Here is a 25863-nt window from a genome sequence, read left to right on the forward strand (position 1 = left end):
CTACCCCCTCTCCTGCTGCGGTGGGCCGGGCAGCACCTCGACGGAGCAGCCGAGGTGCACCGGGCACACCGAGTTCACCAACGTCACGACCTGTTGCTGGTCGACCTGCGAACGGCCCGGCCACACCTGGACCACGGCGCGCGCGGTGGCAGCGCCGGGGAGGGCGTTGCCCGGCCGGGTGGACCAGGTGGCACCGGGGCCGTCGAGCACCCGGGCGTGCACACCCGCGCACAACCAGAGCACGTCCACGAGTCCGCGCGCGGTGCCCCGCCAGCGGTGTAGTTCGACGGCGCGCAGGAGCACCGCCCGGCGCAGGGCGGGCGGCCACCTCGGGTCGAGGTCGGCCGCCACCCACGTCGCCAGCCAGGACGTGAAGTCCTCGGGCGCCACCCGCGGGTCGAAGTAGTGCGCCACGTTGTCCAGAGTGGACAGTATCGGTGCGAGGACGGCGTCCAGGCCCGATGTCAACCGCTGGGCGAAGTCGTCGGCGGCGTACATCGCCGGGAGCAGACCGCCCAGCGGGTAGCGGCTGGGCAGGTCGGGGATCGCCCGGCGGCTCATCGCGGCGCCCCGCCTTCGGCCGGCCCGTCGGGCTGCACCAGGACCTGGTGCTGGTGGGAGAAGACTAGTGCGTGCGGGGCCAGTTCGACGCGGTCCACCGGCGCGCCCCGCTGCCCGGTGATCGGATCGGCGGGGAACAGCCGGACCTCGTCGATCAGCTCGACGCCTTCGACCCGCTGCAGCACGGCGTAGACCTCGCCGAGCTGCACCGGCCGCCCGAACGGCCACCCGGTGCCGTCGATACCGCCGCGCAGCGGGTTGAGGTAGCCGTAGAGCGCGTCCAGGGTGTCCCGGCGCACCCGGGTCGGGTCCGATCGCCCCGCGCGCATCCGCGCCACCACCGTGATTCCCTGGTAGAAGGGCGGTTCCACGATCAACCGGGTGCCGAGCAGCCTGCGCTCGTCGAGCCTGGCGGCGATCGTGGCCAGCATCTGCTCCGCCGGGATCAACTGCTCGAACCGGATCCGGTCGCCGGTGTCGGCCACGGCACCGGGCACCACCAGGACCCGGGCCGCCCCGGGCTCCCCGGCGGGCAGGCAGTGGATCCTGGCGGCGGCCGGGGCCGCCTGCCGCGCGATCAGCTCGTAGTCCTCGGCCGTGACGGCTCGCTCCTGCACTCGGAGCTGGTGCGGCGCGCGCACTTTCGCCTCCTCGACGGTCTCCCCGTCGACCCCGCCCGCGGCGGCTTCGCGGTTCTCGACGTCGGTGATGTAGGGGACCGAGCTGCGCAGGACCGAGATCGCGCCGCGCGCCACGTTGCCCGCCCGGCCGCCGCCGGTGCGGTAGCTGGGCACCCTGATCTGGGCGCCCCGCGCGGGCACCGCGCCGTACCGGCGCAGCGTTCCGTCCGCGGCGCGAACGGCCGGCGGGAAGCCGAACTCGCCGTTGGCCGGGTCGAGCGTGACGTGCCGGTCGGTGGGGCCGGAATCGCCGAAGTGCTCCACGACCTGCCAGTCCTCCCAGCCCTCGCCGTCGACGACCTGCACCACCACCGGTTCGCCGTCGGTGAGCACCGGGGCCCGGTCGAGCCGGAACCGCTGTCCCGCCACGCCAGCGGATTCGCCCAACGGCGCGTCGGTCACGGTCTCGGCGTGCTCGACCGCGGTGATGCCGCCGATCGTGAACGCCTCGGCGACCCGGATGGTCGGCGACTCGGAGTAGAAGGGCTGACCCTCCTCCGGGGCGACGACCCGGCAGCGCAGCCAGCCGGCGCGCGCCCCGGCCACCACCGAGGGAGCGTGCCCGGCGGGCACGTGCACCACCACTTCGCCGGGCCGGTTGAGCCCACCCGTGGTGTCCTCGAACACCGGGCACTCGGCCCAGCCGACCCCGTCCCACGACTCCCACACCAGCGGCGGTTGCCGCGGGTCGACACCGATGCCCTCGACCTGGCTGTCCAGCCGCAGCACGACCACGCAGCGGGGGACCGCGTTGCTCAGCCCGAGCAGCATCGCGTCGCCGACCGCCGGTTCCGGCTGGAAGCACGGCACGTCCTTGTTCATGTCCAGGTCGTCGGTCCGGTTCGCCTGCTCGCCGGAGGCCGGGATCGTCACCAGCGCGGTCAGCTCGCACGGCACGATGGGCAGGTCCTCGGTGGTGGCGAACACGACCGCGTCGCCGGTCTCCGAACGCGCGGTGGCGACCTCGGTCCCGCGCGGCAGGAGCACCACCTCGGGTTGTGCCGCCGACAGCCAGAACGTCACGTCGGCGCGGGCCGCCGCGGGTGGGAACAGGCGGATTCCCAGCAGTTCCAGGAAGGCGAGGTAGTTCTTCTCCGGCACCCGGTTCAGCCGGTAGACGAGCTGGTCCACCATGTGCGCGAAGGTCTCGATGAGGGTCACGCCGGGGTCGGAGACGTTGTGGTCGGTCCACTCCGGGGCGCGCCGCTGCACGTGGCGCTTGGCCTCGTCGACGAGGTCCTGGAACCGGCGGTCGTCCAGGTTCGGCATCGGCAGTGACATCAGCTCGCGTCTCCCGCCTCACCGCTGCGCGGAATCGTGTAGAAGGGGAACACGAGGTTCCGGGGGTCGTTGGTGGCGCGCAGCGTGTAGTGCACGTCGATGTAGAGCACGCCTTCTTCGACGCCGTCGAACGCGATCACGACGTCGGACACCTCGATGCGGGGCTCCCAGCGGTGCAGTGCGCTGCGCACCTCGTGGGCGATGCGCCCGGCGGTGGCGCCGTCGCTCGGCGCGAACACGTAGTCGTGGATCCCGCAGCCGAATTCGGGGCGCATCGGCCGTTCACCCGGCGCGGTGCCCAGCACGAGGCGGATCGCCTCCTCGATCTCCTGCTCCCGCTCCACCATGCCGATGCCGCCGGTCGCGTCGACGCGCAGCGGGAAGCCCCAGCCCCGGCCGATGAACCGGTCGCTCACAACCCGCCTCCGATCTGCACGTTCATCGCGCCGAGGACGACCTGCGCGCCGCAGGTGGTCTTGTCGCCGACGCGGGCCGCGGGCAGGCCGCCGATGAGCACCGCACCGCGACCTCCCGGCGGCCCGGGCAGCAGCACGTTGCCCGGGCCCAGCACGGCGTGGTGCGGTATCGGGCACACGTGCAGACTTCCCGTCACCGCGGCGGGTTTGCCGCCGATGAGCACGGTGGCCACCTTCGCGGCGGCAGCGGGCGGTGGGGTGCCGACGGCACCGCCGTGGGCGGTCTGGTCGCCGATCCGGGCGGCTGGTGGCATCGCGGGAGCTCCTCTCTCGGTGGGTATCGGGCGCTAGTTGATGTGGACCATGGCGCCCCGCAAGGTGGCCCTCGCGCCGCCGTCGATCTCCACGCCGGTGCGGCCCTTGACCGACACCGATCGGCCGGACAGGGTGATCTCCCCGGTGCCCGCGTCGAGTTCGATGCCGCTGGCGGTGAGCTTCACCGAGCTGAGCACCCGCCGCCCGCCCGGGCCGCGCACGCTGATCTCGATGGTGTTCGCCTTCTCGTCGAACCTGATGTCCAGCCGCTCGTTCCCGCTGGCCAGGCGGATGCCCGGCGGGCCGGTGGCGGAGTCGATCAGCTCCAGCCGGTGCCCCTTGCGGGAGACCAGCGACCGCCGGTTGACCTTGCCGCTGGTCCGGTCCACCAGCGGCAGGTCGTGCGGCGACGGGCTGTCCCGGCCGTTGTAGAGCCCGCCGAGCACGTACGGCCGGTCGAGGCTGCCCTGCTCGAAGCCCACCAGCACCTCGTCGTTGACGTCGGGGCTGAACACCCCGCCGCCGCCCTGTCCGCCCAGCTGCACGGTGCGCACCCAGTCGGTCACGTAGTCGGGGTCCAGCCAGGGGAACTTCAGCCGCACCTGGCCGCGCTGGCCCCGGCCCTCCTCCTTGATGTCGGTGACGATCCCGGTGGCCAGACCGGGGATCCGCGGGCCGCGGGCGGGGGCGCAGGCACCGGTGGCCAGGCCTGCCAGCGACCGGTCCGGGGAGGCGCTGACCAGCACCGTGGTGCGGTAGCCCTGACCGGGTTCCAGCACGTGGTGCACCGCTGTGGCGGTGTACTTGCCGGAGAAGGCGGTTCCGACGTTGCCCAGGGCGACCGGTGTTCCGGCGCGCAGCTTCGGATCTCCTTCGGCGACCGCTTCGAACTCCGCGAACCCGGCCCGCATCGATTCGGCCAGCGAGCGCGCCGCCGCGGTCGCCTCGGCCTGCGTGCCGTACGGCGTGTCGGTGACCAGCAGCTGGGCCTTGCGGCCGAACTTGCGCGTCGCGCTCGACGCGGTCAGACCCGGCCGCACGGTGTTGCTGGCCGCCGGGGATTCCTTGGCCAGCAGCGGGCTCTTGGTGGCCACGTTCCAGCCGCGCACCTCGACCGAGTCCACCTGGTCGGTGGCGGTGAGCGCGGCGCGCAGCGCCATCAGGTTGCGGCCGTACTCCAGCACGAACGGGCTCTTGGCCGCCGAGGTCGTGGGGGCGGGTGCGCCCGCTGCCGGGTCGAGCGCGGCGAAGTCGACGGTCCCCTTGCCGTCGACGCGCACCACGACCCCGTGCTCCTGGGCCAGGTCCTGGAGGAACTCCCAGTCCGAGACGTTCGCCTGGGACAGCTGCGGGTAGGTGATCGGCTTCGCCTTGATGCGGCCGGGGCGCAGCCCGGCGCCCGTCACGACCTTCCGCACGATCGCGGTGGCCGTCATGTTCCGGAACGCCACGACCTTGCGGCCCCGCATCAGCCGGTGCGCCTTGCTCGTGGCCCGCACCACGGTGAACGAACCGGTGCCGTCGGAGTCCAGCTCCAGCGCGGTGACCTCGCCCGCGAAGAGCTCCTCCGGCGCCCGGCTCCCGGTGGTGACCACCGAGACCGCCAGCGGGGCGCCGATGGTGATGCCGGTCGCGGTGAGCAGTTCGTGGTCCGGGTCCCGGAAGGTCAGGGTCGCGGTGTCGGGCAGGCCGACGTTCTCGTCCACCACGCAGCCGGTGAGCTGCTTCTGCCAGGCGGGCGGCAGCGGCCCGCCGGAGGTCACGACCGGGTCGGCGGCGATGGACCGCCCGGCGCCGTCGCCGCCCATCACGCACCGCCCGGCACGTCTTCGAGGGCCGGGACCAGCAGCTCGGTTCCCGGCGCGAGGACCATCGGGTCGTCGATGTCGTTGGCCTCGGCGATCACCCGCCACTGCCCGGCGTCGCCGTACTCGTTCCAGGCCAGCTGCGGCAGGCTGTCCCCGGCGACGACCCGGTGCGTGCGGCGGGCGTTGTCCGAGCCCGACGTCGGGTTCTGGCCCGGGGTGTCGGCGCCGGCCTCGTCGATGCTCAGCGAGCAGGTGGCGCGCAGCGGTTTCCCGTCGACGTCGAACAGCGAGTAGTCGACCGAGAAGCTCGACAGCACCCCGTCGAACGAGGTCGTCTTGGCGGTGCCCCACTCCAGCCGGATCCACGGGCTGGCGGGCTTCTTGGCCGCCAGGCTCTTCGGGGTGGGCACGCAGGCCAGCATCAGGTCCTCCACCTTCTTCTCCACCGAGCCGTCGTGGGTCGCGGTGGCGTCGAGGAACACCTCCAGGGACAGCGAGCGGGGTCCGCTGCCGACGAACTCGGGCAGCGCCGATTCGCTGGCCATCCGGGTGGGTTTGCGCCGCCACTCGGTGCTCTTGGTCAGCGACAGCCGGTTCGGGTTGAACTGGAACTTGACCCGCTTGATCGTGCCGCCGGGTTTCGCGCCGACCCGCGCGGGCGGTTCCATGATCAGCAGGGCGGCGCGGGCGAGGTTCTTTCCCGGTGCGGTGGCCATCACGCGGGTTCCAGTCCTTCGTGGGCGATTTCCAGCGTCTCGACGGCGGCTTCGGCGCTGCCCGGGTCGAACGACGGGCCCTGCCAGCTGACCGGCACGATGCCGAGGACCTGCCACCGGGCGATGGGGGTGAGGTCCGGTTTCAGCGCGACGATCTCGCCGTTCTTGCGCTCGGCGCGCCGGATGGTCTGCGCCAGCCACCGCGAGATCTTGGTGGTGTCCTTGGTGACCGGCCGGGTGAGGGTGATGTTGGACCAGGTGATGCGGGTGGGCAGCTGCCAGCTGAAGCCGTTGTTGCCGCCCTCGGCGAACTGCTCGACCTCCACCTGCGCGCCGAGCCCGCTGCAGGTGTGGAACCTGCCCAGGTCGTCGCCGGCGATGGTCAGCCGGAAGAACACGCTGGATGCGAAGATCTCCTGCGGCACCGACAACTCTCCTTCCTAGCGGCGGCGGTCGTGCAGCCGCCCGATCCGTTCCCTGCCGTGCCGGAACTCGGCGCGCAGCAGTCGCCCGACGGGCTCGATCAGCCGCCGGGCAAGCTCCTCGACGTCGGGTTCACCTGCGTTGCCCGGCTGCTGGGCCGGGGCCGGTTGCGCGTCCCGCTGGACGACGGTGACCGGCACTCCGGCGGGGATTCCCGGAACCTGGATGTCCGGCTGCCCGCTCGGCCGGTCGGCGGCCGCTGCCGCGCGTTGCACGGTCGGCACCGGGGGCGCTGGTGTGCTGGTCACGTGAGGTTCCGGGGTCGGCCTGCTCACCGGAGGGACGTCCAGCGGCTGCGTCGGGGGAGGCGTTGACAGGTGCGCCCGTTGCACTTCCGCCGGGCTGCGTTGCGCGGGTCTGATCGCGCTCGCGGGTGGCGGCGCGCCCCGCAACTGTGCCACTGGCGGGGCTTGGCGGACGGCTGCGGGGGCGGGGTCTCGAACGGTCCTGGTGGTGAGCTGGCGTGCTCCCAGCAGCGGCCGGACCCGCTGAACGTGCGACGTCGGCGCGGCATCGTCCGACTGAGCTCGGCGCTGGACCGCGGTCGTCGCGGGCTGTTCCCGGCGAGCTGATCGGATGCTCTCCCGAGGCGCGATGCCGTCGGCCGTCCGCTGGATCGACGGCATCGGAAGCGGATCAGGCGACTCGCTCGTTGTCCTGGACAGCTCAGCGCTGCCTCCGCTCGAGAGCGGTGTCCGCCGCACATCAGCGGTGCCCTGGATCGGCGAGTCCCCGGACGCGGGTGTTCGCGCACCAGGTGTCGTCAGCGGCGAGCGCTCCTGACCCCGGGCGCTGCTCGACGGCTCCGGATGCCGTGCACCACGCGGGTGGGAATGCCGCTGCACTGCTGGGAGTTCGACGTCCGGTGACGCAGTCGCACTGCGCGTGTGATCCGGAACCTGCTGAAGGACAGGACGTTCGAGTTCGGGAGCAGGACTTGGCTCGGCATCCCGTGATTCGGGTGTGCGGCGCGGCTGCTCCGAGCTCGTCGGGGCTCCGGGTTCGGTGGGCACCATCCGCTGGACCATCGGATGGTGCAGGTCAGGCAGCACGGGTTCGTCACGGTGGACTTCTGGAGCGGTCGAAGGACCTCCGGCGCCGGGAAGGTGCGTTCGGCGATCCGTGGAGCTTTCCGCGGACACCACCGGGTTCCCGGAACGGGGGAGCGGACTGCGCTGCACCACCGGGTGTCGCGTCTCGGGCAGCACGGGCTCGTCCAGGTGGACCTCTGGAACCGCTGAGGTGGCTCCAGAACCCGGAAGCGGTCTTGCCGAGCCGCCTGAACGCGCCGCCGGATTCCCGGATTCGGAGTGGAGCACGCGCTGGACGACTGCTTCCGGCGCTGAAGCCGGATGGTCGGGAGATGCTCGTCGTACGACCGGGCGCGCGACCTCGGGACTCGACGGGGCTTCGCCATCCGTGGCCGCCATCGATCGGCCGGTTTCGGGTTCTGCCGCTCCTGGCACCGGATCGGCGGAGCCGGGGAGGAGAGCGCGCTGCACCTCGGGACGGTCCGCTTCCCGAGCCGCGGAGTGCTGCCCGGGATCCGGAGTGCCCGGCAGATCCGGGTTCTCGCGCACCTGCTGCCCGGCTGATGGCTGCGCGCTGGGGGAGTCGGGGGCGCCGCGCGAAAGCCGTTGCACGGCCATCCCGGATTCCGCACTCGGACTGCTGTCCCGCACTGTCGTCCGATCCGGGGCAGCGGAGACAGGTGGTTCTGCCGCCGCCGACGACGAGCGCTGCACCGCGGGAGGAGCCCCCAGCAGCGGCGCGGGCTCGGGTGAATCCGGCGAACTCCCGGTGCTGACCGCGATCGCGGACTTCGGGAGCTCCGGGATCGGCGCACCGATGCCCAGCCGGGGAGCGGTTTCCGACGGTGGCCCACCGCTCGTCCGCTCCAGCACCGGATCGACCTTCCGCTGCACCACCGCAGGCGCGCTGGCCTGCACCTCAGGTGGCGCCGCGCCGCTCGTCAACGGCATGTCATCGGCCGGATGGCCGGAAGGAAGCACGACGGCAGTGGCGGGAAGACCGAGCAGCGGCTCACCAGGCGCAGGATTCCGCACGGGCTCGGCACTCCGCGCCTGGCGCTGCACTGCCTGCGGAGACGATGCGTCCAGCCGGGATTCCTGCGGATCGGCGCCGGGAAGCGGGCTGCTCACGGTCGGCTGCGAAGCGCCCGGCTCATCGCTGGGTCGCTGGCGCACCACGGGCACGGTCCGGACCGCGGGTGGCTTGGCGGACCGCGCGACGGTCAACGGCGGTGACAGCCGCCGGGGCTGCACGACCGGGACGAGATCCCGCTTCTCGGCGGGCTCACCAGAGTCGGCGGGCTCTTCACGGCGATGCCGCACCGGCAGGTCCCCGCTCACCGAACGCTGGACCGGCATCCCGACCGGCCGGATCAGCCCGTGCAGGACACCGGCCGGTGCGCCGGGGTCGAGGCGGTGCCCGAGACCGGTCAGCACGCCGTGATCGCGGAACGAGACCACCGAGCTGCGGAACCGCCCGGCCCCGGTCACGTCGCAGGACGCGCGCTGCACCACCGAGGGATCCCGGGCCACCCGGCGCCATCCGCCGTCCCAGTCGGGCACGGCGGCTTCCGGGACCGGCGGCGGGCTGTCGTCGCGCCTGCGGCGGAACAGGTCCAGCAGTCCCAACCGGTTCACCCCCCTTCGTTCACCCGGGTGTTGAGCTGCGCGATCTCGCGCACCCAGCGCCGGCGTTCGCGGTGGTCCAGGTCCAGGATCTCCTCGCGCGTCCAGTGGAAGTGGTAGGCGATGTACGCGACCTCCTCGTGCAACCGGTCGGCCGCGTACGTCACGATTCCCCCAGGCGCCCACCCGCCAGGTCCACCTCGAAAGCGGTGTCGCAGGACGGGCAGGTGACCCCGGCCCTGGTGTGCCCCTCGCTGTTGATCCGCCGGTAGAAGTCCTGCAGGAACGCCACGTCGGTGGCGTACATGTTCTCCACCACGCCCGCGTGCACGTCGGTGATCTCGCCCAGCCCGGTGATCACCTGGCTGAGCAGCACCACGCTCAGGTAGGCCGGGTTCTCCTTGACCCGCAGGTCGATCTGCGGCCGGAGCTCGTCCTTCGCGGTCGCCAGCCGCATCCGGCCGCGGCGGTGCAGCGTGCCGTCGGTGTGCACGTAGCCGCGCGGCAGCTCGAACTCGAACTCGTCGTGCTGGGCGGGCGCGGCCCTCGCCTGCCGGTTCTTGCCCGCGACCTCGTCGAGCTCGCCGAGCGAGGAGATGCGTCGCCTCATTCGACCTCGATCCGCTCGAAGACGATGGTGGCCTTCTCCGTCGCCGGGTTCGACTCGCCCGCGCTGACCTCCGGGCCGTCCCACTTGCTGACCCAGGCGTCGAACAGCTGCATCCGGCGCACCGTCTCGCCCTGCGAGTCCTGGATCTCGATGGTGAGGTTCTCCCTGGCGCCTTCGACGTCGCCGTCGAGCAGCGTCTTCTTGATCCAGTCGGTGAACGCCGAGCTCTTGTCCAGGCCGCGGGTGATGGTCACCTCGCCGCCCTTCTGCCCGCCGGGCTGCTTCTTGTAGATCCGCTCGCCGGTCGGGGTGACCTGCGGGGTCTCGACCACGTCCTGCTCGACGGTCAGACCGCTGATCTCCTTGACGGATTCCACCGTGATGCCGCCGAGCTGGACGCCGAACCGGTGGGTGGAGAGAGTGTCGCCCTGTGCCATGACTACCCGTCGCCTTCCGCGCTGTCGGGACTACTCGCTGACCAGACTGGTGCTGTCGGAGAACTGGGAGAGCCGGAAGATCACGAACTCGGCCGGTTTGACCGGCGCGACGCCGATCTCGCACACCACTTGGCCGAGGTCGATCGACTCCTGCGGGTTGTTCTCCCGGTCGCACTTGACGTAGAACGCCTCCGCCGCGGTGCGGCCGAACAGCGCGCCGTCGCGCCAGGCCTGGTGCAGGAAGGCGCTGATGTTGCGCCGGATGCTCGACCACAGCCGGTCGTCGTTCGGTTCGAAGACCACCCACTGGGTGCCGACCAGGATCGACTCCTCCAGGTAGTTGAACAGCCGCCGCACGTTGAGGTAGCGCCAGCCGGGGTCCGAGGAGAGCGTGCGGGCGCCCCAGATCCGGATGCCGCGCCCGGCGAACGCCCGGATGCAGTTCACGCCGATCGGGTTGAGCACGTCCTGCTCGCCCTTGCTCAGGTTGACCTCCAGGTCCACCGCGCCGCGGATGACCTCGTTCGCCGGTGCCTTGTGCACCCCGCGCTCGGCGTCGCTGCGCGCCCACACCCCGGCGACGTGCCCGCTGGGCGGGACCATCGCGTTGCGGCCGCTGGCCGGGTCGAACACCTTGATCCACGGGTAGTACAGGGTGGCGTACTTCGAGTCGTAGCCGGCCTGATCGGACCGCCAGGCCCGGACCTGCTGGGCGTTGAGCCCGGGCGGGGCGTCCAGCAGCGCGACCCGGTCGCCCATCTGCTCGCAGTGCGAGATCGCCGCCAGCTGAACGGTCTTCACGCCTTCGGCGTCGATCAGGCCGCGCTGGTGGGCGCTCATCAGGTCGGGCACCGCGACCATGGTGATCTCGTCGATCGTCTCCAGCCCGCCGAACCCGGTCCGCGCGGCGAGGTCTCCGACGTACTCCCTGGCGTCCACGGTGGCCGGTGCCGCCGGGCTCGGCGCGGCGGCGAGCGCGACCGACTGGTTGTCCGGGCGGGTCAGCGCCGCGCTGCCGCGTTCGGTGACCTCGATGAGCTTGGACCGCTCGCGCACCTGGGTGACCACGTAGCTCTTGACGTTCTTCTTGGTGGAGACGTCGAAGGTCTCCACCACCTTGCCGCCCTGGGCGACCAGCAGCCGGAACCGGTCTTCGGGCGGGTTCTCGCCCTCGGCGTCGGCGATCTCGACGGTCAGGCCGGCGCCCGCGCCGGGCAGCGCCGAGATCCGCAACCCGCCGATCTCCACCGGCGCCGGTGCCGCCTCGGCCGGTGCGGTGGCCGGCCCGCCGATGCGCACGACGTAGGCGGCGCCGCCGCCGTTGGCGAAGTAGCCGTGGACGGAGCGCCCGAGGTAGCTCTCGTCGAACCCGCCGAAGGTCTGGACGTACTGGTTCCAGTTCGTCACCAGCGTCGGCTCGTGGAACGGCCCCCGCGAAGCGAATCCGACGAAGGCGGCGACGGCGGTCCCGACCCCCTCGATCGGTCTGGCCCCGTTCTGGACCTCCTCGACGTAAACGCCAGGGGACAGGTACGACGGCATGTTCGCTCCTTCGTCTGAGGCGTGGCGTGCCTCCGAGCCTCGCGCCCCGCCTCGCGCGCGAACAGGTCCACGCGGCCCCCTCCGAGGGCAGCGCCCCTGCCTCTCCGGGCAACCGGGCGTTGCCTCTGGGCGCGGTTGCCCCCGGCTCTGCCCGTCCGGCCATTCCGCCCGCCGCGCCTGCGCGGTACCAGTGGTGTCGTGAGGAGAGACCCGATGCACGCGCAGCACGGCGACGCCGGACGGGAATCGGCAGCCCGGCCGCCGGCGACCCCGCAGTCGAACACCGTTCCCCGATCGGCGGCGCACGTCCTGCACCTCCAGCGAACCCTGGGCAACGCCGCCGTCGCCCGGATGATGGGCGAGGTGCGGAGATCCACCGTGCACGACGTGCTGCGCTCGCCGGGCCGAGCGCTGGAGACGTCCGTCCGCGCCGACATGGAATCCCGCTTCGGCGCGGACTTCTCCGACGTCCGCCTGCACACCGGTCCGACCGCGCAGCGCTCGGCGGCCGAGATCGGCGCTCGCGCCTACACCTCCGGCAACCACGTCGTGGTCGGCGAAGGCGGCGCGGACGGCCACACCCTCGCCCACGAGCTGACCCACGTCCTCCAGCAGCGCTCGGGCCCGGTCGCGGGCACCGACAACGGCGACGGTCTCGCGGTGTCCGACCCGTCCGACCGCTTCGAGCGCGAAGCCGAGCAGGTCGCCAGGCAGGTCATGGGCTAGTCGCCGAACTCCGACTCGACCAGCAGCCTGCCGAGCTTGGTGTACTCCTGGCGGATCGCCGTGATCAGCTCCGCCGTGCCCACCGGTTTCCCGCTCGCCGCGGCGAGGTAGGCGGCGGTGGTGGCGCACGAGCGGATGGAGCCGCCCGCGAGCTCGAACCGCTGCGCGCACGACACCAGGTCCAGGTCCGAGGCCCGGGGCAGTGCCTTGCCGAGGCAGCGGTCCCAGAGGGCTTCGCGCTGGGCGGCGTCGGGCACCGGGAAGTCGGCGATCACGTCCAGGCGGCGGGTGAAGGCCTCGTCGAGGTTCGCGCGGAGGTTCGTGGTGAGGATCGCGATGCCGTTGAAGGACTCCATGCGCTGCAGGAGGTAGGCGGACTCCACGTTGGCGTAGCGGTCGTGGGCGTCCTTGACCGCTGAGCGCTTGCCGAAGATCGCATCGGCCTCGTCGAACAGCAGGACTCCGTTGATCCGGGCCGCTTCGGTGAAGACGCGCTCCAGGTTCTTCTCCGTCTCGCCCACGTACTTGTCGACCACTGTGGACAGATCGATCACGTAGAGGTCCACGCCGAGATCCGCCGCGACGACCTCCGCCGACATCGTCTTGCCGGTGCCCGACTCGCCCGCGAACAGCGCGATCACCCCGCGGCCCCGGCCGCCTCCCGGGCGCATGGCCCAGTCGCCGAGCACGCGGTCGCGGTGGCGGGCGCGCAGCGACAGCTCGGTCAGCTGGTGGCGGGTCGGTTCGGGCAGGACCAGGTCGTCCCAGCCGACCGCGGGCGTGATGCGCCGGGCGAGGCGCTCCAGACCAGCACCGTTCTGCGCCCGCACCCCGGCCTGCACGTCCGCCAGCTCCACCGGGCGCGCGTCGAGCGCCGCGAGCTGCGAGGCGACCGACGCCGCTCGCCTGATCTGCTCGGGATCGAGCTGGTAGGCGGCCAGGGCAGCGGTGAACGCACTTTCGGGCACCGCGAGCGCCTGCCGCCACTCCCGGGCGCGTTCCTCGGCCCGAGCGGCTTCGACGCGGATCGACACCGGGGTCCGCCGCGACCAGGCCGGGTCCCAGCTCCGCGAGCCGTGCAGGAACAGCGGCACCTCCGCGGTCGCGGCGACGACCGCTCGCAGCAGCCGCGCCCGCTCCTGCCGTTCCGGTTCGAGCTTCTCCACCGGCCCGAGCACGATTCCGGCGCGCTGCAACCGCGCTTCCCGGACCAGCGCGGGGAGGACCGCCAGCGGGTCGGGCTCGTCGGCCAGCTCCCCGGCGTCGAGCACCAGTGCGGCGCGGCCGCTCACCGCCAGGGCGTCCACCGCCGTCCGGGCAGTGCCTTCCACGCCGTTGAGGTGCACGAACGCGACACCGGAGTCCAGCCCGGCACCGAGTCGCTCGGCCAGCGCGCCCGGCGCGACCGGATCGGTCCGGGTGAGGCGTGCGAGGTGGTTCGCAGCGGGGCTGTCGTCGCCGAGCAGGTGCGCTACCACGCGGTCGGGGATCCGCACGGTGCGGGAGAGGAACGGCCGATCGGCCTCCTGCACCTCCAGCAGACCGCCGGAAACCAGCGGTGCTCCCGCGGCGAACCGGAACCGGCCGTCGCCCGCCGATGGCGTGCCGCACAGCTCCAGCGCCAGCCCGGTCGTCGGGCGGCGGCGGGTCACGTCGTCGTTGAGGTAGCCGTAGAGCGGCTCGAAGCGGACGTCGACGTCGGGAGCCAGTGCCACCAGCAGCAGCTCCACGTCCAGCGCGGTGAGCCCGAAATCATCCGCCAGCCGGAGCAATGCCGGGACGGGCTCCGCGAGCACGTCGAGATCCGCCGCCACCGCCTCGGGCATCCGCCACGACTTCGCCGGAGTCGCGAGGATCCGCTCGACGGCTTCCGGCGTCAGGTAGAGGCCCCGGTGCGGGTCGTCCGGCTGCGGATCGCCCGCCCGCCGCGCCGCGACCAGGGTCCGGACCCGCTGCTCGACCACGTTCAGCCTCGCCCACAGGTACTTCAGGCCGGTCACGGCAGCGGCCCCCGGCGTCGCCGCTTCGGCTCCGGGCGCGGACGTGACGGCGCGAAACCTTCTCCCTCGGCCGTGCTCGGCCCGTCGTAGCGCAGCCGCCGCGGCGCATCCGAATCCGCCTGCAGCACCACGCCTTCGGTGACCGGCGGTCCCGCCGGTGTCCGGTCGCCCGCCAGCGGTGCCGTCACCTGGAGGTTGATCGACGGCTTGAGCTGCCCGCCGAGCGCCGACCACACGTCGGCCGCCGAACGGCCCTCCGCCATCGTTCCGCCCGCCTCGAGCGCCACCGTCAGGCCGAGCTCGGCCAGGGTCCCGGTCAGCCACGCCGCCGCCAGCGCGTCGTGGCCGACCACGCAGCGCAGGACCGCCGACAGCAGCCGGTGCTCGTCCTGGGGGCGCTTCGTCCACGCCGTCACCAGGTAGGAGAGCTGGAACCAGTGCGGCGCGCCCTGCCAGCCGGTCACCGCCCCGGACTCGTCGCGCCGCTCGAACTGGCCGCTCTGCCGCAATCCCGGTTCTTCCCTGATGTCGTAGAGGAAAACGCTGATCGTCGGCGCGTTGCGCTTGGCCGCCCAGTCCGTGGTGGGCGCTTCGAAACCGAGCTCGACGCCCGCGCCGGGCAGGTCGTGCGCGGCCAGCAGCCGGCGCAACGCCTCGTCGACCTCGTGGATCACCGGCTCACCTCCACTCCACCAGCTCGGGCGGTGCGAGGGGCGAGGCGACGACCAGGAACTCCGCGGTGACCGGGCTGAAACCCGGGCCGGACGCGGTGATGGTGCGCGGGCCGACCTCGTCGTTGGGCAGGATCAGCAGCTGCGCGGCGAACCGCCCGTCCGGGGCGGGCGAGGTCGGTGCCGCGGCGGCGGTGATGCCGGGCGACCACTCCAGCCGGACCGGCATCCCGGGCGGGAAGTCGACGCCGCGCACCGAGGTCACGAACCCGGGCTCGCCGATCGCCGGGACCGCGACGATGCGGGGTTGCAGCACCCGGTAGGGGGCGACGACGTGGTTGTCACCGGGATCGGCGTCCGTTCCGCCGGTCCGCAGCCTCGCCCGGATCTCCGAGGTCAGCGCAGCGTCCGGGGCCAGCACCACCTGCCTGGCGAGCACACCGCCCGGTGGCAGGTCGGGCAGGCGGCACTGCGCGGCCGAGCAGCCGGGCGGCACGTGCACCACCGGCACGTCTGGTGGCAGCGCCATGTCGAGCTCCAGCCCGGTCGCGGTGCTGCTGCCGGTGTTGCGCACGGTGAAGGTCACCCCGGTCCGACCGCCCACGTAGGACGTGCCGGGCCCGACGGTCAGCGCGAGCCCGGGACTGGCCGGTGGCGGGGGCGGCGGTGGAGGTGGTGGCGGCGCCGGGGTCGGCGTCACGACGATCACCGTGGTGTTGGTGTTGTCGCCCTGGTCGGTTTCCCGCACTGCGCTGGTGATGGTCCAGACGAGCCGGTGCTCGCCCACCACCACGGCGACGAGCTGCGCCGTGACCTCGACCGCATCGCCGGGTTCCAGCGTGCCGAGGGAGCACTTCTCGCCCTCGCAGGTGCCCTTGGACGACCACATGCCCGTCAACCGCAGGCCGGGTGGGACCTGCAGGGTCGTCTCGGTGTCCGCGGCGTCCGACGGCCCCTGGTTGCGCACCACGATCGCGACCGTGATGACCTCGCCGGGCTGGACCTGGGGCTGCTCGGGCGGAGCGTCGACGTCGAGGTCGACCGTCGGCTGCCAGGTGGGTTCCTTCTGCCGCCCGGGCAGCCTGCCGGTCAGCGAGCTCAGCTCGCCTGTGGCCAGGTCCAGCACCGACAGGTGTTCCGGCGAGTTCTCGTTCTGCACCGCGCGGTGCGACAGCACGAGCCGGCGGCCGTCCGCCGACCAGCTGACGTCCCTGGGCTGGAAGGGGGCGCCGCCGCGGGGCTGGTCGACGCAGCTGTTCTGCCCGCGCGGCAGCAGCACCTCGCAGCGGTCGCCGTCCAGGTGGAACCGGTACAGCCCGTCCTTCTCCCGGTTGAACACGATGCTGCGCCCGTCGGGGGCGAACACCGGGCTGTCGTCGACCACCAGGCACTCGCAGATCAGGTCGCTCAGATCCCGCTGCCCGCCGAACGTCCGGGCGTCGGCGAGCCAGACGTGGTTCTCCCGGCGGGCCGGGTCGGCATCGGTGGGCCGGCCCCGGCTGAAGGCGAAGTTGCGGCCGTCCGGCGACCACGCCGGCTGGGTGTCGTCCAGCTGCGGGTCCGGGTTCGCCAACCGCCTGGTCACCTCGCCGGTGCGGACGTTGACCACGACGATCCGGCTCGGCCCGGGGGCGTCCAGGCCGCCGGGAGACCGGCGGGCGACGGCGATCTCCTCGCCGTTGGGCGACCACGCGGCGTCGGTCTCCCAGTCGCCGGCCTGGCGGTCGGCGATCGGCAGCGGCCGCGGGTGGCCGCCGTCGGCTCCGAGAAGCCAGATCCGCTGGACGCGCCGCCCGTGGACGGTCTCGAAGCGGCTGACTGCGATCTGCTTGCCGTCCGGGGAGTAGCTCTGCCGCTGCGTCCACGGATCACCCTGCTCGGGCTTGAACAGCCGCATGGAGTCCTCGACCGCCTTGGGGTCCTCGGTCAGCACGTCCGATCCGAGGTCGCGCGGATCGGTGCCGTCGAGCTGGACGTCCTGCAACCGCGCGGTGTTGCGCAGCGGTGCGGTCGTGCGGGCCACCACCAGGTGCCCGCGCCACCAGGTCGGCGAGTCGACGCTGCGGTCCTCGTCCAGCAGCAGCTTCGGCGGGTGCGGGGAGTCGGCATCGGCCAGGTAGACGCGGTCGACGCCGTCCACCGCGCCGGAGCCGGAACGGGGGCTGAGGAACAGCAGGCCGCGACCGTCCGGCAGCCACCGGGGTTCCCGGGCCTGCCCGGGCAGCGGCGTTCCCGTTCCGGTGCCCCGCAGCACGCGCACGGTCTGCTCGCCGTTCACCGCGAAGGTGTAGGCGATCCGGTCCTCGTCGACCGGGTTCCAAGCCGGCTGGGTCGCGGCACCGGTCGGCTCCGCGGTCAGCTGCTGCTCGGCGCCGCCGCCCGCCGGGCGTGCGTGGATCTGCCACCGGCCGCTGGAGTTCGCGGCGTAGGCGATGCGCGTCCCGTCCGGGGAGAACGTCGGATTCACCTCATCGCCCGGAGCGCTGGTGAGGCGGTGCGCCCCGGTGCCGTCGGTGCGCACCAGCCACACGTCGCGCTGCCCCGGCGAAGCCGAGTCGAACGCCACCCAGCGGCCGTCCGGTGAGAGCTCGGGATTCGCCGCGTCGTGGCCCCGGGTGAGCCGCTCGACGTGCCCGTGGTGCGTGCGCAGGTACACCTGCGGCGCGGCCTCGTCGCGCAGGCTGGTGAACACCATCGTCCCGCCGCGGGCCGAGACGTCCTGGTCGAAGTGCTGGCGCTGCTCGCCGAACAGCGGCGCGGTCCCGCCGTGCGGGCCTGCTTCGGTGATGCCCAGGCTGCGGTGCCCGGTTCCGGAGAAGGCGATGCGGGCGGGCTCGGGCGCCGGCGGCCGGTGCGGGCGGGCCTCGGTGGCCGGGAGCGCGACCAGCCCGGACAGCACCAGGAGTACCGCGAGCAGGGTGATTCCGAGGCGCGTCGAGCCGCCGATCACGGTTGACCTCCGTCGCAGGTGAGGGGCTGTGCCCAGCATCCTGGCGCGGATCCGCGCCCGACCCCAGAAGCCGACAGGCAGTTGCGCGGGCAGCCCTTCGGCACTTTCGGGCAGCTCAGATCAGGCCGTGCCGCATGGCGTAGCCGACGGCGTGCGCCCGGTTGCGCAGCTGCAGGCGCGAGGTGACCTCCTGGAGGATGTTCTTCACCGTGCGCTCGGAGTAGGACATCTTGACCGAGATCTCCCTGGTGTCGAAACCGTCCGCGATGAGGCGCAGCACCTCGGCCTCGCGGGTGGCCAGCGTGGAGAGCGTGTGCCCTGCGGTGGCGACGCTGCGCTGCAGCTTGCCCACGTGGTCGAGCAGCCTGCCGACCATGTCGCCGGGCAGCACGCCCTCCCCGCGGACCAGCGCCGTGATCATCCCCACCAGGCGGTTCTGGTCGGCGTCGCGGCGGCGCAGGACCGCCGCCACCCCGCACTCGATGGTGGTCTGCAGCGCGTCCTGCTCGAACTCGCCGATGATCAGTCCGGTGCGGACCGACGAGGTGCGCTGCAGGCGGCGGAGCAGCTGACCGGAGGCGTCGTCGAGCCGGTCGACCACGACCAGCGACACCTCGGCGCGCTGCTCGTCGCTCGGTCTGAGCACCTCCACCTCGGGGCGCAGGCGCAGTTGGTGGGTGACACCGGCCTCGAGTATCGGATCGGATGCGTAGACCGCGACAGGGATCCTCGTCATCGCCTCTCCTCGCTAGAACGCCCGTGCACCCAGTGTTGCGCGTTCTCCGGCGGGACGGTCCGACCGTTCGGCCGCTCGCTGCGGTGCTCCATTTCGCGCTACCGCAGGGCAAATCGGGTGGTTCACCGGTGATATCGACGACAAGGTGGCGGATTGTGCTTGTGGTGCAAGGGGAATTCACGGTATTCGCGAAGGGCACCGGGTGATCGCCGCGCGGGCAGCAGCGTTGCCCCCGCGTTGCCCTCGCTGCTCTGCTCGCGGCGGGCGAACCCGGCTACCTTCAGCGCTGTGACGCCATATGCCGAGCTCGACAGCCCGCGGGTGGAGGTAAGCCCGGGCGGGGAGGCGACCACCACCCTCGCGGTGCGCAACAACACCGACATCGTCGAGGCCTACGAGTTCGAGGTCGTGGGGGAGTGCGCTGCCTGGGTGACGGTGGAACCCGCGCGGCTGCCGCTCTACCCGGGTGCGCAGGGCACGGTCACCCTGGTGCTGCGCCCGCCGCTGTCGGCCTCCGTGCGAGCCGGTGAGGTGCCGCTGGCGGTCCGGGTCGTCCCGGTGGAGCAGCCCGCGATGGTGGCGGTGCCGGAGACGACCGTCGTCATCGCACCGTTCTACCGGTACCGGGCCTCGCTCAGCCCGCAACGCCGGCGCGCGTGGCGCAGCGGCCGGTTCCAGGTGAACTTGCACAACCAGGGCAACACACCGGTCGCGATGCCGTTGGCGGCGACCGATCCGGCGGAGGACCTGCGCTTCAGCTTCGACGAGGAGAGCCCCGAGCTGGAGCCGGGAGAGCGCGCCGAGCTGCGCCTGCGGGCGCGGACGAGCGGCCTGCTCTGGTTCGGCAAACCGGTCGGCCGCCCGTTCCGGGCCACCGCCGCCGTCGAAGCGGAGGCGGCGGACGACCAGCTGCCGGAGGAGCTCGACGGCGAACTGGTCCAGCTGCCGCTGCTGCCGCGCTGGTTGCTCGCCCTGCTCGCCCTGCTGCTGGCGCTGATTCTGTTCTGGCTCACCCTCGGGCGCCCGACGGTGGTGACCGCGGCGCGGGAAGCCGCCGAGGAGAAGACCATCGAGCTGGCCAAGGAGGGCAAGCTGCTCGCACCACCGCCCCCGGAACAGCCGAAACCCGAGGTGCCGCCCGGTCAAACGCCCGGCGAGCAGCCCGGCGAAACACCCGGCGGGCAGCCACCGGGCGGCCAGCGGGGGAGCGGGCAGCAGGTCTCGCAGACCATCGAGGTGCGGACCAGCTCCGGCCGCACCGACAACGGCGTCTCCGAACGCGTCCCGGAGGGCAAGATGTTCTACGTCACCGACCTGGTGATGGCGAACTACCAGGGCGACGAAGGGCTGCTCACCATCGAGCTCGGCGACCGCACCATCACCACGATCGCGCTGGAGACCTTCCGCAACCAGGACCTGCACTGGGTGACACCGCTGGAGGTCACCAGCGAGGAGGTGGTCACGGTGACGGTGCGCTGCACCCGGCCGGGCACCCCGCCCTCCGGCAGGCAGGCCGACCGCTGCGTGGAGCTGGTCAACGTCAGCGGCGTGCTCCGCGACGCTCCCCGCTGACGCGGCCGGTCCGGTGCCGGGGAACTTCCCGGCACCGGACCGGTGGAACCTCAGCCGGCGACCTTGGTGCGCAACGGCAGCGGGAGGCTGAACCGCTGGGGCTCGGCAACGCCCTGCCCGGTTTCGACCCGGTCGAAACCCAGCCCCGCCAAGCGGTCGAGGAGGTGGGTGACCAGGACTTCCGGCACCGACGCCCCGGAGGTCACGCCGATGGTCTCCGCACCGGCCAGCCACGCCGGGTCGAGCTCGCCCGCGCCGTCCACCAGGTGCGCGGCCCCGGCCCCGGCCGCCGCGGCGACCTCCACCAGGCGCCTGGAGTTGGAGGAGTTCGGCGAACCGACCACCAGCACGACGTCGCAGCGCGGCGCGACGGACTTGATGGCGTTCTGCCGGTTCTGGGTGGCGAAGCAGATGTCGTCCGACGGCGGATCGGCCAGCGCGGGGAAGCGGTCGCGGAGCACGTCGACGATCTCCATCGCCTCGTCGATGGCGAGCGTGGTCTGGCACAGCCACACCACCCGGCCCGGGTCGGGCACCTCGACCGCGGCCGCGTCGCCGGTGGACTCCACCAGCCGGATCGACTCGGGCGCCTCGCCCATGATGCCGACGATCTCCTCGTGACCGGCGTGCCCGATCAGCAGGACGGTGTAGCCGTCGCCGGCGAACCGCACCGCCTCCTTGTGCACCTTGCTCACCAGCGGGCACGTCGCGTCGACCACCTCCAGCCGCCGGCCGGCGGCCGCGGTCCGCACGACGGGGGACACGCCGTGCGCGGAGAAGATGACGCGCGCTCCCTCCGGCACGTCCGCGACGTCGTCGACGAAGACCGCCCCGCGGGCTTCGAGCGCGGCGATGACGTGCGTGTTGTGCACGATCTGATGCCGCACGTACACCGGTGGCCCCCAGTTCGCGAGGGCGTTCTCGACCGTCTCGATGGCCCGGTCCACGCCCGCGCAGCACCCGCGCGAAGAGGCCAGCAGCACCTGTTTGGTCATCGGTCACGCTCCACTGCTTGGTCGGCGATGGTGCGCAGCGCCTCGGCCACCTCGGTGGGCAGGTGCGGGGTTTCGAGCGCGGCGAGCGCGGCGCGGTGGTGGTCGGTGATCAGGTTCTCCACCGCGCGGACCGTCCCGGTGGTGGTCAGGATCTCCCGCACGGTGTCCACTTCGGACTCGGTGATGTCCGGTTTGCCCCACAGCTGGCCGAGTTTCACCGCCTGCGGCGAACTCGCGGTGGTCAGCGCGTGCGCGATGAGCGCGGTGTGCTTGCCCTCCCTGGCGTCGTCGGTCACCGGCTTGCCGGTGAGCAGCGGATCGCCGAAGACGCCCAGCAGGTCGTCGCGCAGCTGGAAGGCCTTGCCCACCGGCATGCCGTAGTGGTGCAGCACCCGCGTCGTCTCGCGGGAGGCGTTGCCCGCCGCCGCACCGATCGACAGCGGCCGGTACACGGTGTAGTAGGCGGTCTTGTAGCGGATGATCATCTCGGCCAGGTCCGCGTCCGCCGACCGGGCGCCCGCCGAGTGCAGGTCCAGGTACTGGCCGATGGTGACCTCGTGCCGCATCTGCGCGATCTGCGGCAGCACCCGGCCCAGCTGCTCGGCGCTGAGCTGCCCGCAGGTGAGCTTGTCGGCCCAGGCCAGCGCGAGATCGCCGAGCACGATCGCCGCGCAGGTGCCGTACCACTCGCCGTCCTGCCCGCCGCGGTCCGGCCGCAGCCCGGCCATCACCCGGTGCACGGTCGGCCTGCCGCGCCGGGTGGCGGAGCGGTCCATGACGTCGTCGTGGATGAGGATCGCGGCGTGGAACATCTCCAGCCCGGCGGCCAGCCCGATCAGCGGTGCCCGGCAGCGCGGCTGCGGATCGGCGGCCAGCCAGCCCAGGGCGCACAGGACCGGGCGGATGCGCTTGCCGCCGGTCAGCACGAAACCTTCGATCACCTCGATCATGTCGTCGGAGTGCGGCTCGATCCCGCCGGCGAGCGTCGCGCGGTCGAAGAACCCCGCGAGCGCGGAGTCGACCTCGGCGCGGATCTCCTCCAGGTCCACCATGCCCATTACCGCTCCTTGGTCTCCTTGGCCTGGCGGCGCCGGACGTGCCGGTCCGGCGCCGCCAGGAAGCACGAACGTCAGACCCGGTCCGCGGCGATGAGCAGGTACTGGAAGGCGCCGCTGGTGTAGGCCTCGATGAACGCCTCCTCGATGCCCGTCACCAGCGGCGACCGGGCGCGCAGCCGCCAGTAGGGCAGCGTCGCCTCGGTCAGGTCCACCACCGCGGTGGGCACCAGCCGGTTCGCCGCCATCGCGCGGAAGTAGCCCGAGCGCGGGTGGATGTCGCAGATGTAGTGCGCGTTGATGGTGGACACCGCGCGCGAGGGCAGGCCGTAGACGTCGTTGTAGCAACCGGTGATCGTCACGTAGCGCCCGCCGCGCGAGAGCAGCCGCGAGTGCTCGGCGAACAAATCGGCCAGATCGGTGTACATGGTGGACTCGTTGTTCCAGATCGCCCGCATGCTGCCGGTCTCGAAACCGGTGTCGAGCATGTTGAGCTGGTGGAAGGCCACCCGGTCCGAGACGCCGCGCTGGTGCGCCTGCTCGTTGGCGAAGTCCACCTGCTTGCGGGAGATGGAGATGCCGTCCACCGAGCAGCCGAACCGCTCGTGGGCCATGAAGGAGCTGCCGCCGCGACCGCAGCCGGCATCCATGATCCGGTGCTTCGGCTCGACCTCGCCGAGGTGGCCGAGCAGCAGCTCGGCCTGCTTGGTCTCCAGCCGGTGCAGCTCGGCGGTGATGCGCTCGCGGGCGGTGGCCGGTTCGCCCTCGGTCACCGACCAGTCCGGCTCGCCGATGCCGTAGTGGTGGTGGAAGTAGCCGTCGACCTCGCCGAGCTCGATGTTGACCGGGTTGGCCTCCCGGTTCCAGTACTCCGCGACGCTGCCCTGGTAGATGCTGCCGGTGGTGGGGTTGTGCTGGATCGTGTTCGTCATCGAGCGGGTCCTCTCACGCGGAGTGTCGGGCGGTGGTGAAGTGCCAGTGGCGGCTTCCGGCGATCCAGGCCCACAGCCCGGTCAGGAAGCGGGCGACCACCGGGTCGGGGAGTGCGGCGGTGGTGCGTTCGGTGTCGTCCTCGAATGCGCGGATCAGCTCGTTGTGCACCTCGCAGGCCTTGATGAACGCCTCGTCGAGCGGGATGCGCTCCTCCGCGGCGATCACGGCGGGCAGGTTGAACGGCAGGCCGTGCTCGCGGATCTCCCGCTCGCAGGAGGCCAGGTCGTTGTGCAGGGTGGCGATCAGCGACGCCCGCGCCGTGCAGTCCTGCACCAGCGGGTGGGCGTGCAGCTCGTCGGGCAGCTCGTAGCCGTCGAGCACGTCGGTGAGGTCCAGGCACGGGCGGAACGAGTTCATCTGCCGGTTGGCCAGGTACTGCCACACCGGCGGCAGCCGGTTGACCAGCCGCCACCCGTTCTCGGCGTTGTAGCCGAGGTAGAGCTGGGCGATGTCGTGCCGGGTGCGCTGCGCCTGCGCCGGGCTGCTGATCCGCTTGAGGTCCTCGAAGGCCTCGTGCTGGGCGCGCAGCACCGGGTGGCCGGCGCGCTGCCGCTCCCACAGCCCCTGGTAGTCGGGAGTCAGGCACGGCGCGTCGATGGCCGACTGCGCCAGCGACAGGTTCGGCCCGATCGTCTGGTCCTGGGAATCGCGCTGGCTGTTGGTCTCGCAGAAGTAGTCGTCCACCGCGGTCTCGGCGACGATCATCTTGCCCGCCGCGGTCATCCGGTCGACGTCCTGGCTTCCCGGGTGGCACAACGTGATCCCGCGACCCGGGTCGTGCTTGTAGACGCCTTCGACGTTCGCCGCGCTGCCCAGCCCGAGCCCGGTCATCCACGCCACCACGCGGCTGTTGATCTCGGCCGCGGCCTCGGGCCGTTCGGGCGGGGCGGGCGGGCAGTGCAGGACGGTGGTCCGCCGCTGCGTTCCCGGAGCCGTGCACGCGCTGGTCCCCTGCACACCGCCGGTGTGCGGTTGCTGCACGGGAACCGGTGTTTCGTGCGCGATGAGCTCGATCATCAGGAGTCCGTCCGGCCGATCTCGACGTGCTCCAGCAGCCCGACCGCGTCCGGCACCAGCGGCGCGACGCTGTAGTAGGCCGACACCAGGTAGCGCAGGATGGCCTGATCGGTGATGCCCATGAAGCGCACGTTCAGCCCGGGCTGCACCTGGTCGGGCAGCTCGGCGGGCTGGAGCCCGACGACGCCCTGCTTCTCCTCGCCGCGGCGCATCGCGATGATCGAGGTGGTGTTGTGGTCGGTGAGGCCGATCTTGCCCAGCGGGAACACCGGAACTCCGCGCCAGGACAGCGCTTTCGACCCGTTTTCCTGCACGGCCGCGTCCACCGCCAGGCCCCGCCGGTTGCACTCCCGCAGGAACGCGGTGATCGCCTTCGGGTGCGCGAAGAACGCGTCCGTGGAACGCCGCATGGACAGCAGGTCGTCCAGGTCGTCGGGGGTCGGCGGGCCGGTGCGGGTGGCGATCCGCTGGTCGTAGGAGGTGTTGTGCAGCAGGCCGAAGTCCGGGTTGTGCAGCAGCTCGTGCTCCTGCGTCTCGCGGATCTCCTCGACGGTGAGCCGCAGCTGCTCCTCGACCTGGTTCATCGGGTCGTTGTAGAGGTCGGCGACGCGGGTGTGCACCTGCAGCACCGTCTGCGTCAGCGACAGCTCGTACTCGCGGGGCCCGAGCTCGTAGTCGACGAACGAACCGGGCAGCAGCGCCTCGCCGAGGTGCCCGGCCGACAACGCGATCTCGGCCTCACCGCGCCGGTTCTGCGGCAGCGAGCGGCGCCGCGCGAAGTCCTCCAGGTGCGCGCGCAGCCCCTCCTCGGTGTCGAGCAGCCCGCTCAGGGCGTCCCAGTTGAGCACCATGATCGTCCCGGAGGTGGCGCAGCGCAGCGTCGCCGACCACGTCGGGTCCTCCACCCCGACCGCCTCGTCACCGACCTGGTCGCCGTCGGTGATCACGCCGAGGTGGTCGACGGTGCCGTACTCGCCGGTGGCCAGCCGCTCCACCCGGCCGTGCGCGACGACGAAGACCTCCCGGATCGGGCTGCCCTCCGCGGCGAGCACCTCGCCCGGCGTCACCTGCCGGACGGTGAACATGCCCGCCAGTCTGGTCAGGACGTCCACATCGGCGTAACCGCGCAGCGCGGCGAGCTCGGTGAGGGTCTCCGGGATGATGCGGACGTCGGTGCCCTCCTGGACGAACGACACGCGCCCGCGCCCGACCTTGATCTGCAGCCGCCGGTTCACCCGGTAGGTGCCGCTGGAGACGGTCAGCCACGGCAGCTGCCGGAGCAGGTTCCGGGAGCTGATGGACTGCATCTGCGGCGGGGTCTTCGTCGTCGTCGCGAGCAGCCGCGCCGCGCGGGTCTGCAAGGATGAGAACTGTTCGGCAGCGGGTGAGGACACGTCACGAACCTCCCGTTGGTGTTCTTGCTCGGTGCGTTGGCGGACTTCCAGCGGCCGTGCCGCGGGCACGGTGGACCGGCTCTCCTTTCGCGGGAATGGCACGCGCTCCGGTCGATCGGCGGCGGTGCCGCCGCATTGCGCGTCGTGATGTTCTCGCCCGTTCGGCGAGCTGGCTGCGAACTTGATCGATGCCCGAGTCTATGGGCCGGTTTTTCGCCTAGATACAGATGAAAGGGTGACCCCCGTGC

Annotated in this window: 24 protein-coding genes; 3 read left to right on the forward strand and 21 right to left on the reverse strand. The window is 72.2% G+C overall.

The window, feature by feature from the left end; genetic code table 11:
* Genes OU416_RS02260 through OU416_RS02295 form a run of 8 tightly spaced genes read right to left on the reverse strand, consistent with a single transcriptional unit; the run spans position 1 to position 6508 of the window.
* Positions 1 to 561, reverse strand: a complete 561-nt coding sequence (locus OU416_RS02260) for a phage tail protein (RefSeq protein WP_270925086.1) — start codon at positions 559 to 561, stop codon at positions 1 to 3.
* A complete protein-coding gene (locus OU416_RS02265; RefSeq protein WP_270925087.1) occupies positions 558 to 2522 on the reverse strand; it encodes a putative baseplate assembly protein in 1965 nt (654 codons plus the stop codon). Before OU416_RS02265 ends, OU416_RS02260 begins: the two co-directional genes overlap by 4 nt.
* Positions 2522 to 2938 (reverse strand): GPW/gp25 family protein, encoded by a 417-nt coding sequence (locus OU416_RS02270; RefSeq protein WP_270925088.1) that lies wholly within the window; start codon positions 2936 to 2938, stop codon positions 2522 to 2524. The genes OU416_RS02265 and OU416_RS02270 overlap by 1 nt, the downstream gene beginning before the upstream one ends.
* Entirely contained in the window at positions 2935 to 3252 is a 318-nt protein-coding gene (locus OU416_RS02275; protein WP_270925089.1) for a PAAR domain-containing protein, read from the reverse strand. The genes OU416_RS02270 and OU416_RS02275 overlap by 4 nt, the downstream gene beginning before the upstream one ends.
* 33 nt (positions 3253 to 3285) lie before the next feature.
* A complete protein-coding gene (locus OU416_RS02280; protein WP_270925090.1) occupies positions 3286 to 5061 on the reverse strand; it encodes a VgrG-related protein in 1776 nt (591 codons plus the stop codon).
* Positions 5061 to 5777: a CIS tube protein gene (locus tag OU416_RS02285; RefSeq protein WP_270925091.1), complete on the reverse strand. Its 717-nt coding sequence runs from the start codon at positions 5775 to 5777 to the stop codon at positions 5061 to 5063. The genes OU416_RS02280 and OU416_RS02285 overlap by 1 nt, the downstream gene beginning before the upstream one ends.
* Positions 5777 to 6202, reverse strand: a complete 426-nt coding sequence (locus tag OU416_RS02290; protein WP_270925092.1) for a phage tail protein — start codon at positions 6200 to 6202, stop codon at positions 5777 to 5779. Before OU416_RS02290 ends, OU416_RS02285 begins: the two co-directional genes overlap by 1 nt.
* 15 nt (positions 6203 to 6217) lie before the next feature.
* Positions 6218 to 6508, reverse strand: a complete 291-nt coding sequence (locus OU416_RS02295) for a hypothetical protein (protein ID WP_270925093.1) — start codon at positions 6506 to 6508, stop codon at positions 6218 to 6220.
* A 1104-nt stretch (positions 6509 to 7612) separates the two neighbouring features.
* On the opposite strand from OU416_RS02295, the gene OU416_RS02300 reads away from it, so the two are divergent.
* Positions 7613 to 7855, forward strand: coding sequence for a hypothetical protein (locus OU416_RS02300; RefSeq protein ID WP_270925094.1), 243 nt, complete (start codon positions 7613 to 7615; stop codon positions 7853 to 7855).
* A 1070-nt stretch (positions 7856 to 8925) separates the two neighbouring features.
* On the opposite strand, the gene OU416_RS02305 is transcribed toward OU416_RS02300, so the two are convergent.
* From OU416_RS02305 to OU416_RS02320, 4 genes are read right to left on the reverse strand one after another with little or no spacing between them, the layout of a single operon-like run.
* On the reverse strand, positions 8926 to 9084 hold the full coding sequence (locus OU416_RS02305; RefSeq protein ID WP_270925095.1) for a DUF6760 family protein: 159 nt from the start codon (positions 9082 to 9084) through the stop codon (positions 8926 to 8928).
* A complete protein-coding gene (locus tag OU416_RS02310; RefSeq protein ID WP_270925096.1) occupies positions 9081 to 9527 on the reverse strand; it encodes a hypothetical protein in 447 nt (148 codons plus the stop codon). The genes OU416_RS02305 and OU416_RS02310 overlap by 4 nt, the downstream gene beginning before the upstream one ends.
* Positions 9524 to 9964, reverse strand: coding sequence for a phage tail protein (locus OU416_RS02315; protein ID WP_093147005.1), 441 nt, complete (start codon positions 9962 to 9964; stop codon positions 9524 to 9526). The genes OU416_RS02310 and OU416_RS02315 overlap by 4 nt, the downstream gene beginning before the upstream one ends.
* Positions 9965 to 9994: 30 nt before the next feature.
* Positions 9995 to 11506 (reverse strand): phage tail sheath family protein, encoded by a 1512-nt coding sequence (locus OU416_RS02320; protein ID WP_270925097.1) that lies wholly within the window; start codon positions 11504 to 11506, stop codon positions 9995 to 9997.
* Between the two features lie 213 nt (positions 11507 to 11719).
* Between OU416_RS02320 and OU416_RS02325 the strand changes: the two genes are divergently transcribed.
* Positions 11720 to 12232, forward strand: a complete 513-nt coding sequence (locus OU416_RS02325) for an eCIS core domain-containing protein (RefSeq protein WP_270925098.1) — start codon at positions 11720 to 11722, stop codon at positions 12230 to 12232.
* On the opposite strand, the gene OU416_RS02330 is transcribed toward OU416_RS02325, so the two are convergent.
* The 4 genes from OU416_RS02330 to OU416_RS02345 all read right to left on the reverse strand — a co-directional run bounded on the left by OU416_RS02330 (position 12229) and on the right by OU416_RS02345 (position 18589).
* Positions 12229 to 14232 carry an ATP-binding protein gene (locus tag OU416_RS02330; RefSeq protein ID WP_270925099.1) on the reverse strand — a complete coding sequence of 668 codons (2004 nt, stop codon included), beginning with the start codon at positions 14230 to 14232 and terminating at the stop codon, positions 12229 to 12231. The two genes, OU416_RS02325 and OU416_RS02330, sit on opposite strands and share 4 nt — an antisense overlap.
* Complete coding sequence (locus OU416_RS02335) at positions 14229 to 14906, reverse strand: DUF4255 domain-containing protein (RefSeq protein ID WP_270925100.1); 678 nt, start codon at positions 14904 to 14906, stop codon at positions 14229 to 14231. Before OU416_RS02335 ends, OU416_RS02330 begins: the two co-directional genes overlap by 4 nt.
* Positions 14907 to 14910: 4 nt before the next feature.
* Entirely contained in the window at positions 14911 to 17853 is a 2943-nt protein-coding gene (locus tag OU416_RS02340; protein WP_270925101.1) for a hypothetical protein, read from the reverse strand.
* Positions 17854 to 17968: 115 nt separating this feature from the next.
* Positions 17969 to 18589 (reverse strand): helix-turn-helix transcriptional regulator, encoded by a 621-nt coding sequence (locus OU416_RS02345; protein ID WP_270925102.1) that lies wholly within the window; start codon positions 18587 to 18589, stop codon positions 17969 to 17971.
* A gap of 288 nt (positions 18590 to 18877) precedes the next feature.
* Between OU416_RS02345 and OU416_RS02350 the strand changes: the two genes are divergently transcribed.
* Positions 18878 to 20161 (forward strand): COG1470 family protein, encoded by a 1284-nt coding sequence (locus OU416_RS02350; protein WP_270925103.1) that lies wholly within the window; start codon positions 18878 to 18880, stop codon positions 20159 to 20161.
* Between the two features lie 50 nt (positions 20162 to 20211).
* Here the strand turns inward: OU416_RS02350 and OU416_RS02355 are convergent, their stop codons facing one another.
* From OU416_RS02355 to OU416_RS02375, 5 genes are all read right to left on the reverse strand, one after another.
* Positions 20212 to 21156 carry a 4-hydroxy-3-methylbut-2-enyl diphosphate reductase gene (locus OU416_RS02355; protein ID WP_270925104.1) on the reverse strand — a complete coding sequence of 315 codons (945 nt, stop codon included), beginning with the start codon at positions 21154 to 21156 and terminating at the stop codon, positions 20212 to 20214.
* A complete protein-coding gene (locus OU416_RS02360) occupies positions 21153 to 22214 on the reverse strand; it encodes a polyprenyl synthetase family protein (protein WP_270925105.1) in 1062 nt (353 codons plus the stop codon). Before OU416_RS02360 ends, OU416_RS02355 begins: the two co-directional genes overlap by 4 nt.
* Before the next feature lie 71 nt (positions 22215 to 22285).
* Complete coding sequence (locus tag OU416_RS02365; protein WP_270925106.1) at positions 22286 to 23143, reverse strand: geranyl diphosphate 2-C-methyltransferase; 858 nt, start codon at positions 23141 to 23143, stop codon at positions 22286 to 22288.
* Positions 23144 to 23156: 13 nt separating this feature from the next.
* Positions 23157 to 24221 (reverse strand): family 2 encapsulin nanocompartment cargo protein terpene cyclase, encoded by a 1065-nt coding sequence (locus tag OU416_RS02370; RefSeq protein WP_270925107.1) that lies wholly within the window; start codon positions 24219 to 24221, stop codon positions 23157 to 23159.
* Entirely contained in the window at positions 24221 to 25582 is a 1362-nt protein-coding gene (locus OU416_RS02375) for a family 2B encapsulin nanocompartment shell protein (RefSeq protein ID WP_270925108.1), read from the reverse strand. Before OU416_RS02375 ends, OU416_RS02370 begins: the two co-directional genes overlap by 1 nt.
* Between the last annotated feature and the right edge of the window lie 281 nt (positions 25583 to 25863).

Source organism: Saccharopolyspora indica (genome assembly GCF_027853965.1).
Lineage (GTDB): Bacteria > Actinomycetota > Actinomycetes > Mycobacteriales > Pseudonocardiaceae > Saccharopolyspora > Saccharopolyspora indica.

Coding starts and splice junctions, on each gene's coding strand:
- OU416_RS02260 (WP_270925086.1), bottom strand. CDS start 561: ATGAGCCGCCGGGCGATCCCCGACCTGCCCAGCCGCTACCCGCTGGGC.
- OU416_RS02265 (WP_270925087.1), bottom strand. CDS start 2,522: ATGTCACTGCCGATGCCGAACCTGGACGACCGCCGGTTCCAGGACCTC.
- OU416_RS02275 (WP_270925089.1), bottom strand. CDS start 3,252: ATGCCACCAGCCGCCCGGATCGGCGACCAGACCGCCCACGGCGGTGCC.
- OU416_RS02280 (WP_270925090.1), bottom strand. CDS start 5,061: ATGGGCGGCGACGGCGCCGGGCGGTCCATCGCCGCCGACCCGGTCGTG.
- OU416_RS02285 (WP_270925091.1), bottom strand. CDS start 5,777: ATGGCCACCGCACCGGGAAAGAACCTCGCCCGCGCCGCCCTGCTGATC.
- OU416_RS02300 (WP_270925094.1), top strand. CDS start 7,613: ATGGTCGGGAGATGCTCGTCGTACGACCGGGCGCGCGACCTCGGGACT.
- OU416_RS02310 (WP_270925096.1), bottom strand. CDS start 9,527: ATGAGGCGACGCATCTCCTCGCTCGGCGAGCTCGACGAGGTCGCGGGC.
- OU416_RS02315 (WP_093147005.1), bottom strand. CDS start 9,964: ATGGCACAGGGCGACACTCTCTCCACCCACCGGTTCGGCGTCCAGCTC.
- OU416_RS02320 (WP_270925097.1), bottom strand. CDS start 11,506: ATGCCGTCGTACCTGTCCCCTGGCGTTTACGTCGAGGAGGTCCAGAAC.
- OU416_RS02325 (WP_270925098.1), top strand. CDS start 11,720: ATGCACGCGCAGCACGGCGACGCCGGACGGGAATCGGCAGCCCGGCCG.
- OU416_RS02345 (WP_270925102.1), bottom strand. CDS start 18,589: ATGACGAGGATCCCTGTCGCGGTCTACGCATCCGATCCGATACTCGAG.
- OU416_RS02355 (WP_270925104.1), bottom strand. CDS start 21,156: ATGACCAAACAGGTGCTGCTGGCCTCTTCGCGCGGGTGCTGCGCGGGC.
- OU416_RS02360 (WP_270925105.1), bottom strand. CDS start 22,214: ATGGGCATGGTGGACCTGGAGGAGATCCGCGCCGAGGTCGACTCCGCG.
- OU416_RS02365 (WP_270925106.1), bottom strand. CDS start 23,143: ATGACGAACACGATCCAGCACAACCCCACCACCGGCAGCATCTACCAG.
- OU416_RS02370 (WP_270925107.1), bottom strand. CDS start 24,221: ATGATCGAGCTCATCGCGCACGAAACACCGGTTCCCGTGCAGCAACCG.